The 26,641-nt window shown below is 41.4% G+C and carries 29 protein-coding genes and 4 tRNA genes; 20 read left to right on the top strand and 13 right to left on the bottom strand.

What is annotated here, in order from left to right; translation table 11 throughout:
* Window positions 1–302 precede the first annotated feature (302 nt).
* Entirely contained in the window at window positions 303–950 is a 648-nt protein-coding gene (locus tag FN961_RS22960; RefSeq protein ID WP_144042487.1) for a trimeric intracellular cation channel family protein, read from the top strand.
* 56 nt (window positions 951–1,006) lie between these two features.
* Here the strand turns inward: FN961_RS22960 and FN961_RS22965 are convergent, their stop codons facing one another.
* From FN961_RS22965 to FN961_RS22975, 3 genes are all read right to left on the bottom strand, one after another.
* The gene (locus tag FN961_RS22965; protein WP_144042488.1) at window positions 1,007–1,831 is read right to left on the bottom strand and encodes a mechanosensitive ion channel family protein; all 825 of its coding nucleotides are present in this window, start codon (window positions 1,829–1,831) and stop codon (window positions 1,007–1,009) included.
* Window positions 1,832–1,954: 123 nt separating this feature from the next.
* Window positions 1,955–2,530, bottom strand: coding sequence for an OmpA family protein (locus tag FN961_RS22970; protein ID WP_144042489.1), 576 nt, complete (start codon window positions 2,528–2,530; stop codon window positions 1,955–1,957).
* Window positions 2,531–2,743: 213 nt separating this feature from the next.
* Window positions 2,744–3,154 carry a PACE efflux transporter gene (locus FN961_RS22975; RefSeq protein ID WP_144042490.1) on the bottom strand — a complete coding sequence of 137 codons (411 nt, stop codon included), beginning with the start codon at window positions 3,152–3,154 and terminating at the stop codon, window positions 2,744–2,746.
* Between the two features lie 84 nt (window positions 3,155–3,238).
* Between FN961_RS22975 and FN961_RS22980 the strand changes: the two genes are divergently transcribed.
* Entirely contained in the window at window positions 3,239–4,117 is an 879-nt protein-coding gene (locus tag FN961_RS22980; protein ID WP_144042491.1) for a LysR family transcriptional regulator, read from the top strand.
* A gap of 53 nt (window positions 4,118–4,170) precedes the next feature.
* Here FN961_RS22980 and FN961_RS22985 read toward each other — a convergent pair whose 3' ends face one another.
* On the bottom strand, window positions 4,171–4,623 hold the full coding sequence (locus FN961_RS22985) for a DUF924 family protein (RefSeq protein WP_144042492.1): 453 nt from the start codon (window positions 4,621–4,623) through the stop codon (window positions 4,171–4,173).
* Window positions 4,624–4,861: 238 nt separating this feature from the next.
* Entirely contained in the window at window positions 4,862–5,455 is a 594-nt protein-coding gene (locus FN961_RS22990; RefSeq protein ID WP_144042493.1) for a DUF4136 domain-containing protein, read from the bottom strand.
* Window positions 5,456–5,624: 169 nt separating this feature from the next.
* Here FN961_RS22990 and FN961_RS22995 point away from each other — a divergent pair, with 169 nt between their 5' ends.
* The 4 genes from FN961_RS22995 (at window position 5,625) to ruvX (ending at window position 7,486) form a co-directional block, all read left to right on the top strand.
* Window positions 5,625–5,939, top strand: coding sequence for a hypothetical protein (locus tag FN961_RS22995; RefSeq protein WP_144042494.1), 315 nt, complete (start codon window positions 5,625–5,627; stop codon window positions 5,937–5,939).
* A gap of 164 nt (window positions 5,940–6,103) precedes the next feature.
* Entirely contained in the window at window positions 6,104–6,433 is a 330-nt protein-coding gene (gene yciH / locus FN961_RS23000) for a stress response translation initiation inhibitor YciH (RefSeq protein ID WP_144042495.1), read from the top strand.
* Window positions 6,434–6,466: 33 nt separating this feature from the next.
* Complete coding sequence (locus FN961_RS23005; RefSeq protein WP_144042496.1) at window positions 6,467–7,027, top strand: YqgE/AlgH family protein; 561 nt, start codon at window positions 6,467–6,469, stop codon at window positions 7,025–7,027.
* 39 nt (window positions 7,028–7,066) lie between these two features.
* On the top strand, window positions 7,067–7,486 hold the full coding sequence (ruvX, locus tag FN961_RS23010; protein ID WP_144042497.1) for a Holliday junction resolvase RuvX: 420 nt from the start codon (window positions 7,067–7,069) through the stop codon (window positions 7,484–7,486).
* Window positions 7,487–7,562: 76 nt separating this feature from the next.
* On the opposite strand, the gene hemH is transcribed toward ruvX, so the two are convergent.
* The 3 genes from hemH to FN961_RS23025 all read right to left on the bottom strand — a co-directional run bounded on the left by hemH (window position 7,563) and on the right by FN961_RS23025 (window position 11,012).
* Complete coding sequence (gene hemH / locus FN961_RS23015; RefSeq protein ID WP_144042498.1) at window positions 7,563–8,591, bottom strand: ferrochelatase; 1,029 nt, start codon at window positions 8,589–8,591, stop codon at window positions 7,563–7,565.
* A gap of 242 nt (window positions 8,592–8,833) precedes the next feature.
* Window positions 8,834–9,946 (bottom strand): PilT/PilU family type 4a pilus ATPase, encoded by a 1,113-nt coding sequence (locus FN961_RS23020; RefSeq protein WP_144042499.1) that lies wholly within the window; start codon window positions 9,944–9,946, stop codon window positions 8,834–8,836.
* A 28-nt stretch (window positions 9,947–9,974) separates the two neighbouring features.
* Window positions 9,975–11,012, bottom strand: a complete 1,038-nt coding sequence (locus FN961_RS23025) for a type IV pilus twitching motility protein PilT (RefSeq protein ID WP_144042500.1) — start codon at window positions 11,010–11,012, stop codon at window positions 9,975–9,977.
* Between the two features lie 36 nt (window positions 11,013–11,048).
* Here FN961_RS23025 and FN961_RS23030 point away from each other — a divergent pair, with 36 nt between their 5' ends.
* From FN961_RS23030 to FN961_RS23065, 8 genes are all read left to right on the top strand, one after another.
* On the top strand, window positions 11,049–11,750 hold the full coding sequence (locus FN961_RS23030) for a YggS family pyridoxal phosphate-dependent enzyme (protein ID WP_144042516.1): 702 nt from the start codon (window positions 11,049–11,051) through the stop codon (window positions 11,748–11,750).
* Between the two features lie 140 nt (window positions 11,751–11,890).
* Entirely contained in the window at window positions 11,891–12,709 is an 819-nt protein-coding gene (proC, locus tag FN961_RS23035; RefSeq protein WP_144042501.1) for a pyrroline-5-carboxylate reductase, read from the top strand.
* Window positions 12,710–12,767: 58 nt separating this feature from the next.
* Window positions 12,768–13,316 (top strand): YggT family protein, encoded by a 549-nt coding sequence (locus tag FN961_RS23040; RefSeq protein WP_144042502.1) that lies wholly within the window; start codon window positions 12,768–12,770, stop codon window positions 13,314–13,316.
* The gene (gene yggU, locus FN961_RS23045) at window positions 13,316–13,603 is read left to right on the top strand and encodes a DUF167 family protein YggU (RefSeq protein WP_144042503.1); all 288 of its coding nucleotides are present in this window, start codon (window positions 13,316–13,318) and stop codon (window positions 13,601–13,603) included. Before FN961_RS23040 ends, yggU begins: the two co-directional genes overlap by 1 nt.
* A gap of 73 nt (window positions 13,604–13,676) precedes the next feature.
* A complete protein-coding gene (locus tag FN961_RS23050) occupies window positions 13,677–14,111 on the top strand; it encodes a DUF4426 domain-containing protein (protein ID WP_144042504.1) in 435 nt (144 codons plus the stop codon).
* A gap of 140 nt (window positions 14,112–14,251) precedes the next feature.
* Complete coding sequence (rdgB, locus tag FN961_RS23055; protein ID WP_144042505.1) at window positions 14,252–14,854, top strand: RdgB/HAM1 family non-canonical purine NTP pyrophosphatase; 603 nt, start codon at window positions 14,252–14,254, stop codon at window positions 14,852–14,854.
* Window positions 14,854–15,990, top strand: coding sequence for a radical SAM family heme chaperone HemW (gene hemW, locus FN961_RS23060; RefSeq protein WP_144042506.1), 1,137 nt, complete (start codon window positions 14,854–14,856; stop codon window positions 15,988–15,990). Before rdgB ends, hemW begins: the two co-directional genes overlap by 1 nt.
* Before the next feature lie 161 nt (window positions 15,991–16,151).
* Window positions 16,152–17,999, top strand: a complete 1,848-nt coding sequence (locus FN961_RS23065) for a DUF885 domain-containing protein (RefSeq protein WP_144042507.1) — start codon at window positions 16,152–16,154, stop codon at window positions 17,997–17,999.
* Between the two features lie 789 nt (window positions 18,000–18,788).
* Here FN961_RS23065 and FN961_RS23070 read toward each other — a convergent pair.
* The 5 genes from FN961_RS23070 to trmB form a co-directional block, all read right to left on the bottom strand.
* The gene (locus tag FN961_RS23070) at window positions 18,789–19,730 is read right to left on the bottom strand and encodes a LysR family transcriptional regulator (RefSeq protein WP_144042508.1); all 942 of its coding nucleotides are present in this window, start codon (window positions 19,728–19,730) and stop codon (window positions 18,789–18,791) included.
* 349 nt (window positions 19,731–20,079) lie between these two features.
* Complete coding sequence (locus tag FN961_RS23075; protein ID WP_144042509.1) at window positions 20,080–20,904, bottom strand: YggN family protein; 825 nt, start codon at window positions 20,902–20,904, stop codon at window positions 20,080–20,082.
* 247 nt (window positions 20,905–21,151) lie between these two features.
* On the bottom strand, window positions 21,152–22,066 hold the full coding sequence (gene glsB, locus FN961_RS23080) for a glutaminase B (RefSeq protein ID WP_144042510.1): 915 nt from the start codon (window positions 22,064–22,066) through the stop codon (window positions 21,152–21,154).
* Entirely contained in the window at window positions 22,066–22,389 is a 324-nt protein-coding gene (locus FN961_RS23085) for a 50S ribosome-binding protein YggL (RefSeq protein ID WP_144042511.1), read from the bottom strand. Before FN961_RS23085 ends, glsB begins: the two co-directional genes overlap by 1 nt.
* Window positions 22,390–22,434: 45 nt before the next feature.
* Complete coding sequence (gene trmB, locus FN961_RS23090; RefSeq protein ID WP_144042512.1) at window positions 22,435–23,151, bottom strand: tRNA (guanosine(46)-N7)-methyltransferase TrmB; 717 nt, start codon at window positions 23,149–23,151, stop codon at window positions 22,435–22,437.
* Window positions 23,152–23,383: 232 nt separating this feature from the next.
* Here trmB and mutY point away from each other — a divergent pair, with 232 nt between their 5' ends.
* From mutY to FN961_RS23120, 6 genes are all read left to right on the top strand, one after another.
* Window positions 23,384–24,469, top strand: coding sequence for an A/G-specific adenine glycosylase (mutY, locus tag FN961_RS23095; RefSeq protein WP_144042513.1), 1,086 nt, complete (start codon window positions 23,384–23,386; stop codon window positions 24,467–24,469).
* Between the two features lie 2 nt (window positions 24,470–24,471).
* Window positions 24,472–24,750, top strand: a complete 279-nt coding sequence (locus tag FN961_RS23100) for an oxidative damage protection protein (protein WP_144042514.1) — start codon at window positions 24,472–24,474, stop codon at window positions 24,748–24,750.
* A gap of 294 nt (window positions 24,751–25,044) precedes the next feature.
* A tRNA-Phe gene (locus FN961_RS23105) sits at window positions 25,045–25,120 on the top strand.
* 121 nt (window positions 25,121–25,241) lie between these two features.
* A tRNA-Thr gene (locus tag FN961_RS23110) sits at window positions 25,242–25,317 on the top strand.
* Between the two features lie 492 nt (window positions 25,318–25,809).
* Window positions 25,810–25,885, top strand: a tRNA-Phe gene (locus tag FN961_RS23115).
* Window positions 25,886–26,006: 121 nt separating this feature from the next.
* Window positions 26,007–26,082 (top strand) — tRNA-Thr (locus FN961_RS23120).
* Window positions 26,083–26,641 lie beyond the last annotated feature (559 nt).

A 26,641-nucleotide genomic window follows, 5' to 3' on the forward strand; every position in this document is an offset into this window, starting at 1 on the left:
TAACCTTACCGCTACCAGGGCGCCAGCGTTAATCGAGCAGATAATTAACTGCTATACGATACTCATACAAATCATGACTCTGACAACAAATAAGAACAAAGTCTTCACTCACACAAATTTATAACACTTATGATTAGCATAACTATCAATCATTAACCCTGAAACCAAATAAAATAAGGGGATTAAGTAAATACAATTAATTAAACATTAGTAAATCTAATCTAAAAAATTAATAAATGTTTATTTTATTTTTGACATTTTTCATGCAAAATCCCCTCTCTTTTTTCACGATGGCTTTTCCAATGCAAGAAGTTCAATTTATCAGCCTACTCTGGCTTATCGGTATCATTGCTGAAGCTATGACTGGCGCGTTAGCTGCTGGGAAAAAACAGATGGATCTATTTGGTGTTGTCATCATTGGCTGTGCAACGGCCATTGGCGGCGGAACCTTGCGTGACATGATGTTAGGCAACTACCCATTAATCTGGGTTGAAAATGTGCATTATCTCATTGCGATTGCACTTGCATCGCTATTAACTGTGTTGATAGCGCCAGTGATGCGCTATTTATCTAAGCTATTTCTAGCAATCGATGCGCTAGGATTAGCTGTGTTCTCTATTATAGGTGCGCAGAAAACATTGATGTTAGGTTTCAGTCCTGTTGTCGCTGTCGTTATGGGGGTTGTTACAGGCGTATTTGGTGGCGTGATCCGCGATATATTATGTAACCAAGTGCCACTCATCTTTAAAAAGGAACTGTATGCCTTAGTGGCATTATTAACTGCATCTCTCTATGTCTGCCTAAAGCATTTAGAAGTGACTGAGTGGATTAATTTAGGGATATGTCTATCTTTTGGCTTCAGCTTTAGAATGTTATCAATTAAATTTCGCTGGGGAATGCCCAAATTCGACTATCAATATGAGCATGGTCACGATGGTACGTCACATTAAAAAAGGTCGGCTATTGCCGACCTTTTTTAATTCACATTACAGATAATTCAATCGAATTATACTGATGGAGTTTCCTTCACGTGAAGATCCATTTGTGGGTATGGAATACCGATGTTCGCTTCATCTAGGGCTATTTTGATCTGCTCTAACAATTCAAAATATGCAGGCCAGTAATCACTGCCCTTCACCCAAGGACGTACGACAAAGTTCACTGAAGAGTCAGCTAATTCAGAAACAGCAATAGTGTAAGCAGGATCCTTTAGGACATACTGATTACTCTCTACTATCTGTGTCAGAATCTTCTTCGTGTCAGCCAAGTTAGCATCGTAAGAAACACCAATCACCAAATCAACTCGACGCTTATCCATCGCAGAGTAATTAATAATCGTTCCATCCATCATTGCAGAGTTAGGCGCAATAATGAGTTTATTATCGGGCGTAAGTAGCTTGGTAGAAAAGATAGTGATCTCATTTACAGTTCCGGCAATACCTGCAGCCTCAACATAATCACCAACACGACAAGGACGGAATAACACCATCAAGACGCCAGAAGCAAAATTAGAGAGTGAACCTTGAAGTGCAAGGCCTACTGCTAAGCCTGCGGCACCAATTACAGCAACCAGTGATGCTGTTTGAACGCCGATCTGACCTAATGTAGCTACGATAGTGAACACAAGTACCAGTGCCCAAGCCATATTACCTACGAAAGAAGCAACAGTTTCATCGACTTTTCTCTTAAGTAGCAGCTTACACGTTATCTTTTTCGCTAATCCCGCTAAGTATTTACCGACAACGAAAATGACAATAGCTAAGAGCACTTTCATGCCATACGACACGATAAGATCAGGTGCTTGTTCAAACAAACCTTCCAAGTTTTCCATTTATTTACTCCCTAAATTAGCCAAATAGAGTTTGGCTATAAAATTTTTAACTCATTAATTAAACACAGTTAGTGAGTTAATTCAAAACAACAAATTCGAGACTATCGATAACAATCATTGACGTTACTCAAATTCGACAAACAGTTCCACCCTCCGGTTTATTGCTCTCCCTTCGGGCTGTACATTACTTGCGATTGGAGCCTTATCAGCCATACCTTTGACGATAAAACGCTCAGGTTTAAAACCGAGATCATCCACTAAAATCCGTTTAACATTCGCGGCCCGCAAATTGGATAACTCTACATTACCCGCTTCACTTCCTATGGAATCTGTATGTCCTACTAAACATAGGTTTACATCATGCTCCAAAAGGAAAGATTTAATACGCGTAAAGACCTGCCATTGAACAAACATAACGTCAGCTTTAGCAAACTCAAAGTTCAAAACCAAAGGGGTAGCTTGAGTACATGTCTCTGGATACAGCCCGTCATCCACAGTGAACAAACAGATCTTATCTTGGCCATTCATGACATGACAGCCACTAGAGTTAACTAATACCCCAACTTTTGTTCCCAAACAGGCATCTTTAACATCAGGTACACCGTCATTATCAAGATCTACCCAAGCCCAAGTTGAAGCAGCAAAGCTAAATAAAAAACCAACAGATACGATAAATCTCACGCCAGACCAATGACTCATACTTACCCACTCGCTAAAGTTTTCACTCTAGGTTTTAATCCTATATGAACCTTGTATAGCCCATGGAGGTAAAATAGACAAATCCAAGCACAGCCTCAATGAATTGCAACCATTTTATAACCTTCTGGCAAATTCGTAAACACTTAGAGCAAAACACTTAAACATTAGCTAATGACAACCAATTAAATCGAACCTTAATAGATCAACTTTAACTTAAACTGCCACCACTCGTGTCCTGATATTGTCGTAACACCAGTTAAAAGCGATGGCATAGAAAAAGAAGAAGATGAGAAAAGCAGCTTCCATCAAAAGTGCAGCACCTAAACTGATGCCTAGAAACCAGGCGACAAAGGGGACTGTGATAAAAATGATACCGGACTCAAACCCCAGAGTATGGCCAATTCTCAACAATAAACTTCTTGTTGCTCGCTCGCTACCAAACTGTTTATCAAACCAAATATTATAAAAATAATTCCAGATCACAGCATAGAAACTTAATCCAACACCAACGACCATCAAGGAGGACGCCTCTTTGTTGCTAAACATCGCAGCCGCAGGAATAACGATAGCTAAGGCTATCAGTTCAAATATAATCGCGTGAAACACTCTCTCTTTAGTTTGCATACCATAGACTCCAATAAGTAACTTGCAGCTATTATCATCTCTATATATGATGATTAATAATCACATACCATCACTTTTACTGATATTTCTACCATTGAACAACTCACGTCATTTGTCACTACCGTCGAATCTGGTTCATTTTCAGCTGCCGCCCGCAAGCTAGGTAAAGTGCAGTCAGCTGTAAGTCAAAATATCATGAACATGGAGATAGACACTGGGCTTCAGTTATTTGATAGAACGGGTCGTTACCCAACACTCACTGTTAAAGGTGAGAAGTTACTGCCGCAAGCTAGAGCTGTTATCGCTCAGCACCGCCGGCTTGCTCAACAAGTCGATGCGCTAGAGTCCGATGAGGTGAGTAAACTCACTCTGGCTATCGATGAAGGAATTCCCTATGGTAATCTTATCAAGTTGCTACCAGAGCTTGAAAAAGCCCATCCAGCTCTAGAGTTAGAGTTTCTCTGCGCTTCGAGTCAAGATGTGATCCAACTTGTGATAGATAAAAGGGCGAGCTCAGGCTTAGTCTTTAGTGACAACTTATATCCTGAGTCTATCGACTTCGAAACCCTAGGCACCGTAGAGTTCGATCTCTTAGTCAGTCCCCTGCACCCTTTAGCTCAAATGGATTCGGCTCACATTGATATCTTAAAGCTGCATAGACAGTTGGTCATCAGCTCTAAAGGCTCAAAAACAACCTGGTTCAATCAAGCTCATTCACCTGATGTCTGGCATGCTGATAACTATTATGTGTTACTGGAATTGGCTAAATCGGGGTTTGGTTGGACCTTGCTTCCTTTGCACTTAGCAAAAGACGCACTCGAGGCTAATGCACTGTGTAAAGTGCCGGTACAATTTGAACAACTCGGCTGGCAGGCAAATGTCGATGTGATACAACATAGCTCAGTGCAAGTCGCGGCTAACGATACCTTACGTACCTTACTTAGACGATTGCTGCAGATGTGAATGACAAAAGGAAAACAGGTTTGAGTTAATATAATTCAAACCTGAAATAGTATTTATGAGTTAAGCGAAGAAGCCTGTGCATACCAAGTAGACCACACTGTTTTTTCCGGCATATCAACCTGAGACTCCATCCCTTCGAGCAAACGGAGTAACAAATCTCTGTCTTTATTCACTGAAGAATAGAAAAGTGGATCATAAAAACAGCGTCGCTGTACAAGATCAAGCTGAGTATCGAAACCTAAGTCGACACCTTGTATACACAAATCTCTGGCACGTCGATTTAGTTCATTAACCTCACTATCAGCCAGCAGATGTGCAACTGGTCCCATGAGTAAGATCAACGACATCCTACCCGGTGGAGTTTTCTGCCAATCACTGAGTTTGCCTAACTTTGCGTCATCTAACAAGGCGCGCCAATGAGACTGAGTTTGAGCCGAAAGTGAATTCTTAACAACGCCTTCGCCCTTGTTGTATTCACTAAACCACTGATGTAAAAACTGATCCACAAAACCACCCTTAAATTGATATAAGTTAATAATCATGAACAGGTATCAGGATAGCTTTCTCTGAGTCTGCTTTTAAATAAGAAGCCTGAGGGTATCACTCTGTACAAGGGATTAGATGTTCGACTTTAGTCTAGACTGTCGACAACGCACACTATTTGAGTGGCTTGGATGCCAACAAACAGCCACAAAAAAGGCGACCTTACTGGTCGCCTTTATATATTTTAATGGCCCTAAGTGACTATTTCGCCTCAATCTTAGGAGGATAATCCATTAGCATGGAAGAAACGGCTTCATTCACAATTCCCACACGCTCATCTGGCGTATTTTCATTTCGAATGGTATCAGTAACGGTACCACGCCAAATTAATCTGCCAGACGCTCTATCAATCATATCTAAGATTAATGTGCCCACTTCATATTCGCGAACCGTAGTTTGCGTATTCATTGCACGGCTCATACCCCAACCATAACCATAACCGTATGGGTTGTAACCGTAACCATAGGGATTGTAACCATAGTTAGTGTTAAAGGTATCGACATTAATCTTCTTATCGACCTTAGTTAAATAATTTACCAACACATCTGCAGTTTCAGCATTAGTCAGCTTAAGGCCTTTTTGTGCGAGCTGCTTATCTACAGCAGCGCGAACACGTTGGTCCATTAACCCATCTAAGTGATAACTATTTTCCTGAGTTTGAGGTTCAACCCAAGCAAAAGTTTTAATATCGCCGAAATTAGCTGCAGGATCGTAATCCGAACTTGATCTCATTGAGCTACACGCGCTAAGGGCACTAAGTGATAGTACTGCTAAAATTAACTGAACTTTTTTCATGTTAACCTCGTAAAATCCTAGAAGTGCAATATATTAATACATATGTAGCCTGCCTAGCAATGTTATCTTCAAAAACCCAATTTTGTTGACATAACTGCCTCATTCAACTTGACTTAATTATTAATGCAAATGATAATAATTATCAATTACTGATTTTAAGAGATTAAACATGCTTTGGTTTATTGCTGCTTTTGTTATTGCTACTGGAGTGTACAAATTTGCTCCAGCAAACGTCACGACCCAAAGCATAGCCGACTCAAGCAAAGACGGCTTAGGGCATGTCGGTCTATTTATCTTACCCGGCCTTGTTTTACTTTGGTTACTCTTCACCATTTTACAAGAAGGGAGCAACAGCTATGGTGCAGCATCATTAGGATTTGTACTGACAGCCTGCTCTATCGCCATGACAAGATTTCACAAATACATGATCCCCTGCGCCTTTATCACCATCATTTCAACTATCATCGGTGCTTTGTACGCATAACTTGCCTAACATATTAGTCCCCTCCTAAATCCTAGAACTCCAATATTATTTAGAGAAAAGGCCATATCTAATGGTCTTTTTACTTCTAAAGCTCGCGATAAACTCCCACAAGTTTCAGCATTTTGTTAGACTCGAGCTAATTGTCGCTAATTAATGACTATCCCATGCAAAAAGATGCAAATGTAACACTTGTCTACAGTACTGATATTGGCCGTATAGCCCCTGAAAAAGAGGCCCTAGACGCGCCAATAGGCGATGGCATTGTTAGGATCCATAAAGACAGTAAAGGAAGGAAAGGTAAAGGGGTCTCTATCATCAAAGGGTTAGGATTAGATGAGAAAGAACTCAAAGCCTTAGCTCAAAAGCTTAAAAAGCAATGTGGCTGTGGTGGTACGGTTAAAGAGTTTACTATTGAAGTTCAAACTGACAATAGAGAACAACTCAAAACCTTACTTGAAAAACTAAATTATCAAGTAAAACTAGCCGGTGGGTAAGCTAGCCATTCGTTGAATTCATTGGAGCTAAAGATGGACAGTTTACAAAATCACTTGTTAATCGCTATGCCCTCTCTTGATGATACTTTTTTTGAACGCTCGGTGATCTACCTTTGCGAGCATGATGAAAAAGGAGCCATGGGGATTATGATTAACCAACCAATCGGTATTGATGTCAACGAACTCTTAAAGCAGATGCAGCTCGATGAAGAACCTGATTCCATCGTCTCGCTAGGTTCAACCGTGCTCGTTGGTGGACCAGTAAATCCAGATAGAGGCTTTGTGTTGCATACCCCACAACCGAACTGGAACAATAGCCAAGCTTTGACCGATGAAGTGATGCTCACCACATCCAGAGACGTGTTGACCTCTTTAGGCACAAGTGCCGCGCCCAATAACTTCATTGTAGCCCTTGGATACGCCGGTTGGAGCCGAGATCAGCTCGAACAAGAACTCGCTGATAATACTTGGCTCTCGACTCCTGCAACAAAAGAGTTGTTGTTCGATATAAGCTTTGACGATAGATGGCAACAAGCCACTGAATCACTTGGATTTGATATTTGGCAACTGTCGAGCCAGACGGGTCACGCATAGTTTTAATATTATATACGGTTAACAATTAAGAAGTTGATTATGAGTTCACAAACGGTTTTAGGTTTTGATTTTGGCACTAAGAGTATAGGTATTGCGATAGGACAATCACTTACTGGCAGCGCAGCCCCATTACAATCGATAAAAGCCGTCGATGGGATCCCTAAATGGGAAGAGATAGGATTATTGATCGAAGAATGGAAACCTGACTTAGTTGTCGTCGGCCTTCCCCTGAATATGGATGGGTCGGAGCAAGAGATGACCCAAAGAGCTAAAAAGTTCGCCAATAGAATCAATGGTCGATTCGGAGTAAAGATTGCCACACAAGATGAAAGACTGACCACAGCAGATGCTAAAACTAGACTATTTGAAATGGGTGGCTATAAAGCACTAACAAAAGGTCAGGTCGATGCCATGTCTGCAGTGTTGATCATAGAAAGCTATTTCGAGAATCAGTACTAATTTGTATTAGTACTGTAAAAAGACAAACATTAAAAAAGGGAGCTGAGCTCCCTTTAGTTATTTAGCATCACCTTACTTATAGATAAGGCCTGACTAAGTTTGCCATCATCTTAATGTGCAATTCATCATCGTTAAGTGCCGGAATGTACCGATATTCCTGGCCACCAGCTTCTTCAAAAATCAATCGATTCTCTCCAGCTATCTCCTCTAATGTCTCTAAGCAATCAGCACTAAAAGCAGGACACACGACAGCAATATCTTTAATACCTTGTCCGGGCAGTGACCCCATGGTCGCATCAGTATAAGGCGTTAACCACTTAGCCTTACCAAATCGAGACTGGAAAGTCGCAATATATTGATCTTCAGTTAACCCTAACTGCTCAACCACCAACTTAGTCGTCTTCATGCAGAAACAGTAATAAGGATCGCCAAGATGCAAGTTACGTTCAGGCATACCATGATAAGACATGACTAATTTCTGCGGCTGACCGTTTGCTTCAAAGTCACGTTTTATCGACTCAACTAATGCATGAATAAAATCAGGGTTATCATGGTAAGTATTGATAAAATGTAATGAAGGCATATACCGCCAACTGGTAAACTCTTTGGCAATGGCATCAAATACTGACCCAGTAGTGGGAGCGGCATACTGAGGATAAAGAGGCAAAACCACCATCTTATCCACTCCCTCATTGTGCATACGCTTTAACGTATCTGACACCGAAGGGTTACCATAACGCATACAAAACTCGACCGACACGTCCTGCTCAGCCTGACTGGTACCATTATCTTTAAAATAACGAGCTAGTTTCTCTGTCTGTTGACGGGTGATATCCATCAAAGGAGAACCCTTCTCAGTCCAGACTTCTTTGTACAACGCGGCAGATTTAGCTGGTCGGGTACGTAAAATAATGCCGTGTAAAATCAACATCCAAACTAACTTAGGGATCTCGACCACTCTAGGGTCTGACAGAAACTCGGCAAGATACCGTCTTACAGCCGAAGAAGTAGGTGCATCTGGCGTGCCTAGGTTAATCAAAATAACCCCAGTCTTTCCTCGTTTAGTGTGTGCTACGTCTTTCGATAAACCTGAATATTTAGCCAAGTTAGCCTCTTTAAAAATGGTGCAATTACTGCGTATTAAAGCATAATTTTAATCAATATCTTAAGCCATTTAACAGCAAAAAGTCGACCTAGGACAAACTTATACATATTTGCATAGCTGAGCGCATAAAAAAGGCTCTTGTAAGCATAACAAGAGCCTTGTTTGGCGAATAAAGTACCATACGTGAGTAACTGAAAAACGGATCACTTTTTCGTATTTAGTGATCTATTTCTAGTCTTATTTTAATTCAAATCTAACGTAACGCCTTCCATAAAGCCTGAACCACCGGTATCGGAACTTTGCAATTTAATCATCAAGCGTAAATCGTTTGGAGAGTCGGCATGATGTAAAGCATCTGCGTAGCTAATCTCGCCTTCAACATAGAGCTTTAATAATGCCTGATCGAAGGTTTGCATCCCCTGCTCATTTGACTTAGACATCGCTTCTTTAAGAGAGTGAAGCTCATTCTTCGCAATAAGGCTACCGATCCTTGGAGTATTGATTAAAATCTCAATCGCAGCCCGTCGTCCCACACCATCAGCTCTAGGCACTAATTGCTGAGCGACAATACCACGCAAGTTCAACGAAAGATCAAATAGTAACTGCTGATGCTTATTTTGAGGCACCAAGTTCATGATGCGATCCAATGCTTGGTTAGCGTTATTGGCGTGAAGCGTCGCCATACATAGATGACCCGTTTCAGCGAAGGCCAAGGCAAACTCCATTGTCTCTTGACTGCGTATCTCACCAATTAAGATCACGTCAGGTGCCTGACGCAATGAGCTTTTAAGCGCTGCATCAAAGGATTCAGTATCGATACCCACTTCTCGCTGAGTAACAATACTCTTACGATGCTCGTGAACAAATTCGACAGGATCTTCAATGGTCAAAATGTGTCCGCGTGAGTTAGCATTACGATACCCCACCAATGACGCTAACGATGTCGATTTACCGGTCCCCGTGCCTCCCACCATGATAATAAGACCACGCTTACTCATCACTAAATCTTTCAAAATCGGAGGAAGCTTCAGATCGTCTGCATCAGGTATCTCAGTTTCGATACGACGCATAACACAACCTGGCGATTCCATTTGCCAAAATGCACTAACACGAAAACGACCAAGCTCCTTTAAAGCAAAGGCAAAGTTACACTCACGCGTCTCATGAAACTCTTTTTTCTGTACATCAGTCATTAACGATTCAACAAACTCTAACGACTGCGCCGCCGAGAACGAGTTTTCACCTAAAGGTCTTAACTCACCGTCGATTTTTGCACTTGGTGGGAAGCCTGCTGTAATAAACAGATCCGACGCTTTGCGTTCCACCATTATTTTTAAAAAAGGACGAACGTCCATAGTTAAGCCTTATAATACTGAGTATGTATTAAAATGTAGTTTGCTTATTGGAGCTCTTATGCTGAGCATCCTCACGGGTGATCTGGCCACGGTTGACCAAATTTTGCAGACATTGATCTAATGTTTGCATACCGTGAGCCATACCAGTTTGAATAGCTGAATACATCTGCGCCACTTTATCTTCTCGGATCAAGTTTCGAATCGCTGGCGTGCCCATCATGATTTCATGGGCAGCCACTCGGCCGCCGCCGACCTTCTTAATCAAGGTTTGTGAAATAACTGCCTGAAGTGACTCTGATAACATGGTGCGCACCATGCCTTTTTCCCCTTCTGGGAATACATCCACTACACGGTCAATGGTTTTAGCAGCTGAGGTTGTATGCAGAGTACCAAACACTAAATGGCCCGTTTCTGCTGCAGTCATTGCCAAACGTATTGTTTCCAAATCTCGCATTTCACCCACAAGAATCACATCGGGATCTTCACGAAGTGCACTTCTAAGCGCAGCATTAAAACTATGAGTATGACGATGAACTTCTCGCTGGTTAATCAAACACTGCTTATTTTGATGCACGAATTCTATTGGATCTTCGATGGTCAGAATATGTTCATGGCGACTTTCATTGATATAATCGACCATCGCTGCAAGTGTGGTACTTTTACCTGAACCAGTAGGCCCAGTGACAAGAACTAACCCGCGAGGATATTCAGATATTTTTTTAAATATTTCAGGAGCGCCTAGTTGCTCAAGGCTCAAAATATCACTGGGAATGGTACGAAATACTGCCGCAGCCCCTCTAGATTGGTTAAAAGCGTTAACACGAAAACGGGCAAGGTTGGGGACTTCAAACGAAAAATCTATCTCTAAATGCTCTTCAAAATCTTTACGCTGCTTATCATTCATGATGTCATAAACAAGGCTATGCACCCCTTGATGATCTAAAGCAGGTAAATTGATCTTTCTGACTTCACCATCAACACGTATCATAGGAGATACACCTGCAGAGAGGTGTAGATCTGACGCCTTGTGCTTTACACTAAAGGCAAGTAACTCTGTGATTTCCATAATATGGTCTATCCATTCAATCAAAATAATTACATGATGACAACAATAGCAGACAGACTAGCTAACGCCCAGTATCGAATCATACAAGCGGCACAAATTTCATCAAGAAATCCCGATGAAATTCAATTACTCGCAGTGAGTAAAACAAAACCTAATACTGACATTATAGCCGCCTATGCTGCAGGACAGCGGCATTTTGGTGAAAACTATGTTCAGGAGGGAGAATCCAAGGTAATTGCCTTGAAATCTTCCTGTCCAGAAATCCAGTGGCACTTTATCGGTCCGCTACAATCAAACAAGACCAAGATTGTTGCAAATTTGTTCGACTGGATGCACACATTGAGTCGAGACAAGGTCGCTCAGCGTTTAAACGACCAAAGACCTGACACATTGGCGCCACTAAACGTGTGTATTCAGATCAATATAAGTGAAGAATCGAGCAAGTCTGGCGCTACAGCTGATGAGATGTTCTCTCTTGCAGAGTCGATTAAACTGTTACCGAACCTTAAGTTACGTGGTTTAATGGCAATTCCGACATCGACCCAAGATATACAACACCAGAAACGTGAATTTCAGAAATTGCAGGATTTATATCTTTCATTACAAAAGATTTATCCTGAAGTTGATACGCTATCGATGGGAATGAGTAACGACCTAGAGCAAGCAATAGAGCATGGTTCTACTATGGTTCGAATTGGTAGCGCTATTTTTGGTCAACGTGATACACCTAGCATTTAATTCGCTAGGGCTTATGGCACTGCTTTTAAACTTAGCAAAGCAGTTGATTTATCCGTATACGCCCAAATATTATAGTTATGAACACAGAAAAAATAGCCCCTATAATAAAGGTCAGCTTTAAGCTGAAAAAGAGAACAGATATGGTTGAGAAGAAGTTGTGTTTTATCGGCGCAGGCAATATGACACGCAGTATTACAAGTGGCTTGGTAAAAAGTGGTTACACGCCATCGTTGATCCATGCGACGAACCCAAGCACCGAGAAATTAGATGCGTTACAACACGATCTCAACATTAAGGTCTCTCAGGACAACCTTGCCGCAGCTAAAGATGCGGATGTGATTATCTTAAGTGTTAAACCCCATTTTATGCAGGCTGTGTGTGAACAGCTAAGTGTATTGGATTTAACTGATAAACTTATTATCACTATCGCAGCAGGAATAACTGCAAGCAGATATCAAGATTACTTTGCTCAAGAGATTACACTTATTCGTGCAATGCCTAACACGCCCACTCAAATAGGTGTGGGAATGACAGGACTGTTTGCTGATGGCAAGATTTCACAAGATCAGAAGAGTATTTGTGAGCAGTTAATGTTGAGCGGCGGTGAAGTGCTTTGGGTAGACACAGAAGCTGAGTTAAATCAGGTCATCGCCCTTGCCGGTAGCTCCCCAGCTTATTTTTTCCTATTTATGGAAGCGATGCTGGACACAGCAAAAGAGTCTGGAATGGATGAAACTAAAGCGCGTCAGCTAGTACAGCAAGCGGCTTTAGGCGCAGCGCAAATGGTGATACAAAATCCTCAACTAAGTACGGCTCAATTACGAGAAAATGTCACCTCTAAAGGAGGCACTACAGCGCAAGCCATAAATGCGTTTGAATCTGGTAATATTAGAGGATTAGTTAAGCAAGCTATGGATGACTGTGTCGCACGAGCCCAAGAGATGGCAAAGCAATATTAAGTTTTCACCGACCAATACCAATTGGTATAAAATTGAAATAACAACATAGAGAGTTCAGATGAATGCATTAAGTTTTTTAGTCAGTACCTTTTTCGACCTATACCTTATGGTGGTTATTCTTCGCATATGGCTTCAACTTGCTAAAGCAGATTTCTACAATCCATTTAGCCAGTTTATCGTCAAAGCGACTCATCCAATAGTAGCTCCTATGCGCAGAGTGCTTCCTTCTGTAGGCGCTTTCGATACTGCATCCGTAGTATTAGCTCTGTTGGTTGTCACTGCAAAATTTGTAGTGTTAAGCCTAATTGCAGGTGCGGCAATCGATATCCTAACCATACTGCTTATCTCTGTCGTTTCTGTATTCAAGCAAGCAGGCGTTTTACTATTTTGGATGCTTATCATCAGAGCGGTTCTTAGCTGGGTAAGCCAAGGGAACAATCCTATCGAAATGGTTATGGGCCAGCTAACAGAGCCACTGCTTTCCCCTATCCGTCGTATGCTGCCTTCTATGGGAGGATTAGATCTTTCTCTACTCGTGATGATGATCTTACTTAACTTCCTCAACATTCTATTGGCTCAATACGTACCTTTCTGGGCCAATGTTTAATGGCACCAGTTATTAAGCTGCAGAGTGATCTGCTGCTTAACCTTTATATACAGCCAAAAGCCAGCCGAGATCAGATAGTGGGTGTTCATGGTGAGGAGCTAAAAATTGCAATTACAGCTCCGCCAATTGATGGCAAAGCCAACGCACATCTAACTAAGTTCCTCTCCAAGGTATTTAAAGTCCCTAAAGGAGATATAAAAATCCTTAAGGGTGAACAGGGAAGACACAAACAAGTTAAGATTATCTCCCCCAGAATCATACCTGAAAATATAATTTCACTGCTCTAACGCACTAACCACATAATCGTACTTTAGAGACGTATCGGTATATACTCATAAAATGATCAACAGGAGGCTAACCATGTTAAAAGCCATATTATCAGCACTAATCCTAAGCCTTGCCTTTGTAGGCAATGCGTCAGCAGAGCAAAAAGAGAAAATTGGCAATTTTGATATCCATTATGTTGCATTAAGCAGTACTTTTCTCACTCCTAGCATTGCCAAATCCTATGGTATTAAGCGCAGTAGTTATACCGGATTAGTCAATATATCAGTACTCGATACTAGCCAAGAAGGCAGCCCTGCAGTAGCTGTCGAAATTTCAGGAGTCGCTAATAACTTATTGGATGCGCGGCTTGAACTTAAGTTTAGAGAGATCCGTGAAGGTAATGCTATTTATTATATTGCAGAAGTGCCCTATCGCGATGATCAAGAAATTAATTTCCGCATTGCCATTAAGTACGGCAATAAACTCAATACTCAACTGAAATTTAAACAGAAGTTTTACGTAGAGTAATGATTTAAACCAGCGCTGTATTTTCAAACATGTCAGCGCTCGTTAAACTCCTTCAATTCTCCTCAATCTCCGCTATCGTTTCCTCGCTTCCTTCGTTATCATTGCGCCCAAATAATTCCCATTTTAGTTCAAGGTAGCTCATGGATAAGTTCGTACTCGCCAGTGGTAATAAAGGCAAATTAAAAGAGTTTTCAGAGATCTTCTCTCAATATGGAGTCGAAGTTTTTCCTCAAAGCCAATTTAATGTCGTCGAAGTACCAGAAACAGGTACTACCTTTGTTGAGAATGCCATCATCAAGGCTCGTCACGCCGCTGAAGTCACTGGCATGGCAGCGATTGCAGATGACTCAGGCTTAGAGGTTGATCTGTTAGACGGAGCCCCTGGGATCTATTCTGCTCGCTACGCGGGTGAAAATGCAGGCGAGACCAATAACTACATTAAGTTACTCGATGCGCTAAAAGATAACCAAGATGGCCGAAGCGCACGCTTCCAGTGCATTCTGGTTTACATGCGTCACGCAAAAGATCCAACCCCAATTATTGCTCAAGCATCTTGGGAAGGTCATATAGGTTTTGAAGCTAAAGGCGATAATGGCCACGGTTATGACCCTGTTTTTATTCCAAGTGAACACAGCTGCTCAGCGGCTGAACTTAACAGTGAGGAGAAAAACCGCTTAAGCCATAGAGGCAAAGCAATGGAACTCTTAATTGCCGCAATGCAGAAAAAGGGCTTATTAGTTTAATGCTAACCTTACCTCCCCTGAGTTTATATGTTCATATTCCGTGGTGCGTACAAAAATGTCCCTATTGCGACTTTAATTCTCATGGTCAGAATGGAGAGTTGCCACAGCAGGAATATGTTGATGCACTCATCGCTGATTTAAATCATGACTTAAAGTATGTTCAAGGCCGTAAGCTACATTCGATATTTATCGGTGGTGGTACGCCATCGCTATTTGATGCTGCACAGATAAAAAGGTTGTTGAACCATGTATCTCAAGTTATCCCGTTTAAGGAGAATATTGAGATAACCATGGAAGCCAACCCTGGCACGTTAGAGCATGATGATTTTGAAGCTTACTGCCACGCAGGTATCACACGTTTATCAATCGGCGTGCAGAGTTTTTCCAGTGACAAGCTTAATCTACTTGGCCGGATCCACGATGAAGATGAAGCAAAAGTCGCTGCACAAAAAGCCCTCAACGCAGGTTATCAGAGTTTTAACTTAGATCTGATGCATGGATTACCCAATCAAAGTTTTGCTGAAGCGATGGCCGACATTGATACAGCAGCAGCCCTGTCTCCTCCCCACCTTTCTTGGTATCAGCTAACCATAGAGCAGAACACGCTGTTTCACTCAAGACCACCTCAGCTACCTGATGATGAAGCGCTTTGGGAAATCTATGAACAAGGCCAGAAAAAACTTGCAGCCTTAGGTTACGAGCAATACGAGATATCCGCCTACGCTAAACCTGGATTTCAGTGCCAACACAATATTAATTACTGGCAGTTCGGTGACTACTTAGGCATAGGCTGTGGTGCACACGGTAAAGTCACTTTACTCGGTGAAAATAAGATACTGAGAACGGTAAAAATTAAACACCCTAAGGGCTATCTTGCAGCCGAAGACTATAACTTCGAGACAACTGAAGTCATTATGGAAGATCGCGCTCTTGAATACTTAATGAATCGTTTCAGATTAATGTCACCGATCCCCAAGACTGAGTTTGAACAGAGAACAGGACTATCAAGGGATGTGTTAATTACCGGAATTAACAGTGCTAAAGAGAAGTTACTGCTCACTGAGAGTGTTGATCATTGGGAACTTACACCCAAAGGGAAATTATTTGTTAACGAACTTCTCTCTCAATTCTGTTAAGCCTAATAAACCTAAAGTCATACCTCTCTTTCAAGAGGCTAAACTCCACAATTTAGCCTCTTGAAACATTTACTAACACTAAGATCAAAACATTAACGATTAGCTTCTTTAGGATTAGCACTTGCGTTCCATTAATTCTAAAAAAATAAGACTAATTAATCATGCCTATAAAAACAAAAACGAGCCTAATAGCCTTAGCGTTAACAACTTTGATAGGGGGATGTGGCGCCTCATCAACCTCCTCTCCTTCGGTAAGTCAAACTCCAGCAACCGTCCAAGCAGCCATAAGTGAATCAGAAAGAGCCAATACCCTTTTTGAGACCCTGTTTATGGAAAATGTGATGGCAAGTCCAACTTCTCAAACCGAGCTTGGGATAAAGAAAGATTACGGGAAATGGGATGAACGTGGCGAAGCTGCTGATGCAGAAGATTTGGCCCGCACTCAGCGTCATTTAGAGCAGCTAATGTTGATAGATGAAAGTAAACTTGATAGCCAAACCCACCTAAGTTACAGCTTGCTAAAACAGAAACTCGAAAACAACATCAAAGACAACCAATGGCGACATTATACCTACCCAGTTAATCAAATGTACGGTGGGCACTCTATGCTAGCCTCATTTCTAATTAACCAACATCAAGTCGGCAGTGTTGAAGATGCAAATGCCTACATCAGTCGCTTAAATGGGATACCGAAATATCTTGAGCAACTTGAAGCAGACTTAGACATTCGAGCGCAGAAAGGGATCATAGCGCCAAAATTTGTCTTTCCCCATGTCCTTTCTGATAGTAAAAATATCATAAGCGGTGCCCCTTTTGACTCAGGTGCAGACAGCGCCTTATGGGCAGATATCAAAGGCAAGGTAAATTCATTAGCCGTCAGTGACAGCAAAAAGGAAGCACTTTTAACTGATGCTAAACAGGCCTTAATCACTCAGGTACAGCCAGCTTACAATAAGCTAATTGCCTTTATCACTCAGCTTGAGACTAAAGCGGATACCCGTGATGGAGTGTGGAAACTGCCTCAGGGTGAGCAGTTTTATAATAGAAAACTTGCTACGACCACAACAACAAATATGACTGCAGAGCAGATCCATGAACTTGGTTTAGCTGAAGTTGCCCGTATTCATCAAGAGATGCGCGGGATCATGAACAAAGTAGGCTTTAAGGGAGATCTTCCAGCTTTCTTGAAGTTTATGCGTGAAGATAAGCAATTCTATTACCCTGCAACCGATGAGGGTCGTGATGCATACCTTAATGATGCTACCGCGCTTATCGATACCATGTCATCGCGACTTGATAAAGTGTTTAATGTAAAACCTAAAGCCCCAATGATTGTTAAACGTGTTGAAGCATTTAGGGAGAAGTCAGCGGGTAAAGCCTTTTACAATCAACCAACACCCGATGGCAGTCGCCCAGGAACTTACTACGCCAATCTATACGACATGGATGCCATGCCTAAGTATCAGATGGAAGCGCTCGCGTACCATGAAGGTACACCAGGGCATCATATGCAGATAGCCATAGCACAAGAGCTTGAAGGCATACCTAAATTCCGTAAATTTGGTGGATATACCGCTTATATTGAAGGCTGGGGACTCTACAGTGAATTTTTCCCGAAAGAGATGGGTCTCTACTCAGATCCATATTCAGATTTCGGGCGCTTGGCTATGGAACTGTGGCGTTCTTGCCGTTTAGTTGTCGATACTGGGATCCATGCTAAAAAATGGACTCGCGAAGAGTCGATTAACTATTATGTTGAAAATACACCAAACGCCAAGTCTGATGCAGTTAAAATGGTAGAAAGACACATTGTGATGCCATCACAAGCCACAGCTTACAAAATCGGAATGCTTAAAATTCTTGAGCTTAGAGAAAAGGCCAAAGATGCGCTAGGCAGTAAGTTTGACATCAGAGAGTTCCACACTCTGATACTAGAAAACGGTCCTCTACCATTAGACGTACTTGAAACTCAGGTAGATGAATGGGTGGACGGTATAAGAAGTAGTTAAACAAACTTGGCTGGCAATTAATGTCAGCCAGTTCTTAAAAAGACATTAAAAAAGCCACATCAATGTGGCTTTTTTAATGTCTTCAGTACGTATTGGGATTCTACTTATACTAGTAATAATACCAACTGTAGGGTACAGAAGACTCTAGCTAGTTCTAGAAAAATCACCCCAGTATAAAATACTGGGGCAAACCAAACTAGGATGATGGTTTTAAAGGCTGACAATTGTTTTAGTTCTACAAACTCAGTCAGCATCAATACAAGACTGCTATTTAAGCCGATCTGTATACATTAAATAAGAGGGGTCATTCTTAGTTAATGTATAGGGGTCAGATCATCCTGAATCAATAGTTTAATTGTATTTATTTGAGAACAAAGCACAACCCCTATTCACAAATATCATTGTAAGCCTCTAATAGTTACATATTATTACAGCCAAAAAAAACAACCGTAAGAAACTGAATTACAAGAAAATATAAATAAAAGCAAAAAGCCACCCCACCACAGTCCACATTAGAGAACAATGTTTCCTTCAAAGCCACCAAACATATGCTCTTTAAGCATATGTTATTCACCATAGAGTACACACTCAGTGTCTAATCAAATGCAGGGAATTTATCCCGGATAAGTGCAGTAGAGTGGTAAGTGACACGTGAGCTAACTGATTGTTGTAATCAGCTTACCTTTAGCCTGACGCGCGTTATCCTGAGTTAGAATTAAGGAAACAAAAAAGCCCGAAGTGATGAACTTCGGGCTCTGGAAACTTAATTATGTTAGGTGAATATAAGCGTTATTTACGTTTAGCGTAAAGCTCTGCACATGGCGCGTCCCAATATGGCGGTGCACCAATATGTCCCTTAATAAAATCGATAAAGGCACTTACCTTAGGTGCCAAATGCTTTCTTCTTGGGTATACAGCTTGAAGTGGAAGGTGGTGAGTTAACTGCCAATCTTCCAATAGCGGGACCAAGGTACCTTTTGCTATCTCGCCTTCAAGTAGATAGCTAGCCAAATAAACTACACCAAGACCACTGACGGCTGCTGATTTCAATGCTGGGGCATTATCGACTCTAAAATTACCAGAAACCCCTATTTCACAGTAATCATCGCCCTTCTTAAACTGCCAAACACTATGTTCATGCCACTCACCTTGGTACACCAAACAGTTATGATCAACTAACTGCTCAGGGCGATCAGGCTGACCGTGCTTTGCTACATATTCTGGTGAAGCTACAAGCAGAAATTGACACTTCATTAATGGACGAGCAACCATACCTAGCGGTAACTGTTCAGACATGGTTAATAGTAAATCTAAGCCTTCACTCACAACATCGACTTTATGGTCTAATAAGCTCACCTGTAGCTCTAATTCTGGATGAGTCGCCATAAACTCAGGTAAAGCTGGAATGATGTGCATGGTGCCAAATGACTGGGAAATCCCAACCTTTAATACTCCACGAGTCGCATCGTTAAGGTTATGCACGCTAGCAACGGCTTGCTCTGCATCTCTGAGCAACTCTTCACCTTGGGTGTAAAGTAGCTGACCAGCCTCAGTTAGACTTAAACTTCGAGTTGTACGTTGAATAAGCTGAACACCGAGCTTATGCTCGAGATCTGCAACTTGAGTACTCACTTTAGACTTAGAAATTCCCAACTTCCTTGCTGCGGCACTAAAACTGCCAGCACGAGCAACATGAGTGAAAATTGCGATTGGTTCCAATAGTTCTAACATGTAAATCGCCTTAAGGTGTTTACGACACTATTTAATGCATTCAATAGACATATAAAGCAGAACAAAAAAGCGTAAAAACAACACTTTTAATACTGCTAATTAGATTAATGAAGCACGCTGAAGTAGAGTCAGACACATGACTGAGTCAATAAGATCTCGCCAGTGTTCTTATTATTTTGATTAGTATACCAAAGATTTGTACTTTCTAACGGCTATTTTATTTAGTGTATTCAATCAGGTTTACACAAAATATCTCTTTAAACGAAAAAACCCTGTATTCAAGTAAAATACAGGGCGGTTGCGAACAAGGGGCAACAGGGGTCCAAGGAGTAAAATAAATCTATAACGGTTACTCGAGTAACTGTCTTTCTGGAGCGTCAATTAAAGGATATTGGGCAAGTTCTGGTACTTGAACCCTTAACTTTTGTTCCAATTCAACTAGGTACATAAAACGCTCACACATTTTATCAGCTCTACTTTCTAAGTCTTTGGCCTGACTATCCATCTGCAGTTCAATATCCTGACCTACATTTTCCATTTTCATTGCGAACGCTTCCATACTCTGCTCGAAGGATTCACCATCACCAGATAACATCTGGCTACCTAAATTAATCATCATGCTGCCAATTGAGTTTTTAACTAACTGCTCTAATTCTTGCTCAAACTCTTCTCCAAAAGTGTCTTCAAGTGATGATTGAGTTGCGCCAAGATAGAATTTGTCTCCATTTTGATAGGCCACCTTCTCAACTCTCTCTTCAAGGCCATCCATCATCTCATCAAGCTTTGCACCGGCAGCATCTCCCAGTAATGGAGTTAATGCCATGCTTGCTGCTGAAGAAGCGATCTCTACAGCATCATGTACCAGACCAATCACCTCTGGAACTTGAGTTGATAACTCATCCGAATACTGTGTTAGCAGTTTTTTCTGAGCCTTGTTAAGTGGTACTGATTCACCTTCAATAAATAACTGATCGACCTCTATTCGATAAACTTCGGTGTCGCCAGTAGTCACTGTCAACATCTTAGGCTCAACTGAAATGTCATAATTTAGTGTCGCTTCACACTGGTTATTATCAGAATAGGAATTACCCTGCTCATGGGCTTGTGTCGTGCTTACGGCGCTGGCAGCGAATATTACAGCGCTGATCCCTATTGAAGTCGTCAGTTTTCTCATTGAATTTATCCTTAAATTATCTGGTTATTGTTATCTTGATAAATCATCTTATGTATCACAAACGCATTTTATCAAAACCTCATATATCAGAAGATAAAGCACAAGCCATGCCAAACATGCAAGACATTGATTATTAGTAACTTAATTTATAAAGGGATTAACATAACGAGTGAGAAAGTAGTGAATATAACCAGCAATTGGCAAATTCACTACTTTATAAAGCAGATATTTAATTGGATTGGTATAGCTAAAAAATCGAACGCCCTAATCGTTGACAAAACTCTTCAAGCGCTGCGGTTCCAGCAAGGGAATTACCATTAAGGTCAAGCTCTGGTGACCAGACACAGACTGACATATCTCCAGGAATAACCGCTATAATTCCGCCACCTACGCCACTTTTACCTGGCATACCAACACGATAAGCAAACTCTCCAGCACCATCATAGAGTCCTGAAGTGGCCAAAAGTGCATTCATCTGGCGTGTTTGCACAGGAGTTATCAACTGAGAACCAGCTAAACTCTTGCCTCGATTGGCAAGATATAACATGGCTTTTGAGAGATCTGCACAGCTCATGCGCATGGCACAATAGTGAAAGTAGCTCTGAAGCACAGTATCGACGTCATTATTAAAATTGCCAAATGACTTCATTAGATAAGCGATAGCTGCATTTCTGGCACTGTGTTCGTATTCAGATGATGCAACAACTTTATCGTACATAATACTAGGGTTATCGCTTAACTCACGAACAACCTCTAACATTCTATGCTTAGGTGCGCCTAATCTAGCTTGGAGCAAATCGGCAATAATTAAAGCACCGGCATTAATGAAAGGGTTTCTTGGCAGTCCCTTCTCTAACTCAACTTGAACCAAAGAGTTAAATGATTGACCAGAAGGTTCCTTTCCCACCCGAGACCAGATCTCACTCTCTTCATATAAAGTGAGCGCTAATGTAAGGCTAAATACTTTTGAGATGCTCTGAATAGAAAAGGGCTCGAGATAATCTCCAGCCCCAATTGTCGTACCATCGATTGTGGTCACAGCAATCCCAAGTTTATTGGGATCTACATTTGCCAGTGCCGGTATATAATCGGCGACCTTTCCCTGTCCAAGCAAAGGTCGAACTTTCTCGACCACTTGCTCTAACAATGCCTGTTCGGGCATTAGCTCCACCAGATGTCGTATAACTCACTTACAACAAGATCAGAAGCTTCTTGTCCTTTCCAAAAATCAGTCACTGCTGTACGATCTTCTTCTGAACATTTACCAATTTCTTGAGTAGCAATAATCCCTTCCCACTCTTTATGACCACCACCGTGGAAACCTAAATTACGTGGCTCAATAACGTCATCAATAAATTGATCAACGATAGTATCGATCTGTTCTTCTGTTACTGACTCATTAAATGTCCAGCTAATGTCAAAGCCAAACTCTTGAAACTCATCAACGCGTAATTTTTTGCGTAAACGACGGCTACGTGCTGCCATAATAATGCCCACCTTAAGTTAAAGTAATTTTATATAAAGAATTGATTAGTCAATACGTTCGAACATGATGTCCCAGACACCGTGACCTAATCTGTGGCCTCGAGCCTCAAACTTAGTCAATGGACGATGATCTGGACGTGCAACAACATCACCTGTTGCTGAAAGGTTCTTGTAACCAGGCGCAGCAGTCATCACTTCAAGCATGTGCTCGCTATAGTTTTCCCAATCCGTAGCTAGGTGGAATACACCACCTATCTTTAAAGAGTTACGTATGGTTTCAACAAATGCAGGTTGAACGATACGGCGCTTATGGTGACGCGCTTTATGCCAAGGATCTGGGAAGAATAGTTGAACACGAGACAATGAACCAGCAACAATACTGTTCTCTAAGACTTCGATAGCATCGTGGTGGAACACACGTAAATTAGTCACACCAGCTTCAGCTGCAACACTTAAACATGAACCAACGCCAGGCTTATGAACTTCAATACCAATAAAGTTAAGTTCTGGTGATGCTTTGGCCATTTCAACCAAAGATGCGCCCATACCAAATCCAATCTCTAAAACAGTATCTGCTTCTCGTCCAAAAATCTTAACAAGATCTAATGGCTCTGGAGAGTAATCAAGACCCATTGATGGCCATTGCTGCTCAATAGCAGTTGCTTGGCCTTTAGTTAAGCGGCCTTCTCTTAATACAAAGCTTCTCACTTTGCGAAGGTACTTACCTTCTTCATTAAACTCGGCCGTTGTTACGTCGCTCATTGTCGCCCTCAATCTGGCATGGTAAATAGAAAAATAGAGCATTATCCAAAGTTCAATGAACTGTGCAAGCCCTAGAACCCAAATAGCTTGGGAATTTAGTGGGGGGAAGTATACCAATTTTATCTACTGGTGCGAATCATCCAGTTTTGATAACCAAACATAACTTGTCTCTAATGCCTATGATGGATAGACTGCGCCTACAAAAACTCTTCGAACTGTTAACGACTCTACTATGCCTGTAACTGAATTAGCCCAAGTAACCCCTGATCTATTTTCATCTAGGATCATTGCCTGGTATGACAAATTCGGTCGAAAACACCTTCCTTGGCAGGAAAAGAAGACACCTTATAAAGTCTGGGTCTCAGAAATAATGCTGCAACAGACTCAAGTAAGCACTGTTATTCCTTACTATCTAAAGTTTATGGAAAGGTTTCCCTCTATTGAAGCCCTAGCCGATGCGCCACAAGATGAGGTGTTGCATTACTGGACCGGACTTGGTTATTACGCACGAGCCAGAAACCTGCACAAATCGGCGCAGACGATCAGAGATGACTTTAAAGGTGAGTTTCCTACCGACTTTGATGATGTACTCGCCCTTCCAGGTATTGGCCGCTCAACTGCAGGCGCAATTTTATCTCTCTCTTTAGGTCAACACCATTCCATACTCGATGGCAACGTCAAACGTGTACTCGCAAGACACGGTGCTATTAATGGTTGGCCAGGGCAAAAAGTCGTTGAGAACCAACTATGGGAGTTAACCGACAGATTAACGCCTAAACAAGATGTGCAAAAATATAATCAAGCAATGATGGATATGGGGGCGACTATTTGTACTCGCTCAAAACCAGCCTGTCCTCAATGCCCAGTAGCCATTGACTGTGAAGCTCAACTTATGGGGCGCCAAACAGAATTCCCAGGGAAAAAGCCTAAAAAAGTCACTCCAGAGAGAACTGCTTGGATGTTAGTCATCGCAAAAGATGATGAAGTCATACTCGAAAAGCGCCCACCAAGCGGCATATGGGGTGGTTTATGGTGTTTTCCTGAATTTTCAAGCCGCGAAGAGCTTGATGAATATATACAAGTAAAAGGCATCAAAGTTTCACGAGAGGAGTTATTGCCCGGATTTAGGCATACATTCAGCCATTTCCATCTGGACATAACGCCTGTTCTTATCAATTTCGATCATTGGATCGATAACCAGATCATGGAAGATAAACCATCAGTCTGGTATAACTTACCCAATCCACCTAAAGTTGGTCTGGCTGCGGCAACTGAACGCATCTTGGCAGGTTTAGGTTCAGTATTTAATAAGGAGTAATCATGGCTCGCACTGTAAATTGCGTCTATCTGAACAAAGAGTCTGAAGGACTTGGATTCCAACTCTACCCAGGTCCACTAGGTAAACGTATATTTGATAACGTCAGCAAAGAAGCTTGGAGCTTATGGCAAGCTAAGCAAACCATGCTTATCAATGAGAAAAAACTCAACATGATGAATGTCGAGGACAGAGGCTTTTTGGAAGTTCAAATGGTTAATTTCTTGTTCGAAGGCAAAGACGTAGAAATTGAAGGTTATGTTCCGCAAAAAGACGATGAGTAAATTGGGTATACACTCTATTCTTTAATTAACGATAGAGAAGCAGCCAGAACGATTGCAAACAAAGATCTCGTATAAAAAAGCGCCTTTAATAGGCGTTTTTTTATACCTGATGAAAGCAAATTGAAGCATTTTCACCATTTTGAACACTAACTAACCGAACAGTTGCGGAATGACAAAAAAGCGGTTGCAGGAAGAATCACACCGCTATATTATACGCGCACTCCAAACGAGACGGGTCATTAACCACCTAGTTGTTATCTGGTTTAGAGTAGTTAACTAACGCTTAGTTTAGTTGCCCGAATAGCTCAGTCGGTAGAGCAGAGGATTGAAAATCCTCGTGTCCCTGGTTCGATTCCGGGTTCGGGCACCAACATTTATTTGATTGATTAGTAAGTTAATCGATTAAAAAGATAAGCCGGCATAGCTCAGTTGTTTGAGTTGTGACTGGTAATCAAATAGATTACTCCCGAGTTTTCCATTTGAATAGATAAGCCGGCATAGCTCAGTTGGTAGAGCAACTGACTTGTAATCAGTAGGTCCCGAGTTCGACTCTTGGTGCCGGCACCATATTCTTCTTAATGAAGAGCAATAAGCCACTTTAATTAGTGGCTTTTTTGTATCTATAATTTATGACAACTCCAATCCAACCGCTCTTTATGCCTCCCCTACTGGCATAACCCTATTTTTGACAAAAACTGAAGACCTGCTGTTCATTTAGAACACAAAAATAGTCTTCTCTTCTCAGGGTGGCATCTTTCTTCCACATTTAGATAGAAATCACCCCTTTCATTTGGAATAAAGGTGCCTAAAAAGAATGCTCAATAGCACACCTAACAGAACTAATGCTTGTACACCGTGCATTAAAACAACGTTTCCGGTTCACATCTGATGTAAATAAAGCCTGATCGTTCAGTTTTTAATAAGTTGAACATCTTTGATAAAAAACTGCTTGCACGTATCAGGTCATCGCTATATTATACGCGCACTCCAAACGAGACGGGTCATTAACCACCTAGTTGTTATCTGGTTTAGAGTAGTTAACTAACACTTAGTTTAGTTGCCCGAATAGCTCAGTCGGTAGAGCAGAGGATTGAAAATCCTCGTGTCCCTGGTTCGATTCCGGGTTCGGGCACCAACATTTATTTGATTGATTAGTAAGTTAATCGATTAAAAAGATAAGCCGGCATAGCTCAGTTGTTTGAGTTGTGACTGGTAATCAAATAGATTACTCCCGAGTTTTCCATTTGAATAGATAAGCCGGCATAGCTCAGTTGGTAGAGCAACTGACTTGTAATCAGTAGGTCCCGAGTTCGACTCTTGGTGCCGGCACCACATAAGATAGCCCTGACATTGTTCAGGGCTTTTTTATATCTAAAATTCACCTAATCTGTAGGTCGCTATAACAAGAGTTTCGATTCTTAGAACCATCACTGAATCCTTCTTAATGAAGAGCAATAAGCCACTTTAATTAGTGGCTTAAAATTCATATGAAAAATTAAAAATCAGTAGTGCACTGTAATAAGAGTATCTACTCTCTGTGCCTGCACCATATTCTCACCCCTTAGGCCAGTAAGGCTCTCCACTGATACATACTCAATAGTACAAGTAAGCTCGTGACAGCGTTTAATACAGTATTGATAGACAACCTCAATAATTCTGCTATAGCTGGTTTAAAGGTTCATAGAGTTCAATTTCTTAGAGCTCACTCCCCTCTTGTTCAATAAAACATTCTATGAGCAATCTTAAGACTAAAAAAGAGCCTTAAGGCTCTAATGCCGGTAAGTTAAGCTTACTGGCATTTTTTATTCCTGGCGTATCTCTGAGGTCTTCGTTTAACCGTCCTAGGAAATGATCTCGTTCGTCGAGGCTCTAAAATTAGGCTTTCTGCCAT

Source organism: Shewanella hanedai, assembly GCF_007197645.1.
Classification (GTDB): domain Bacteria; phylum Pseudomonadota; class Gammaproteobacteria; order Enterobacterales; family Shewanellaceae; genus Shewanella; species Shewanella hanedai.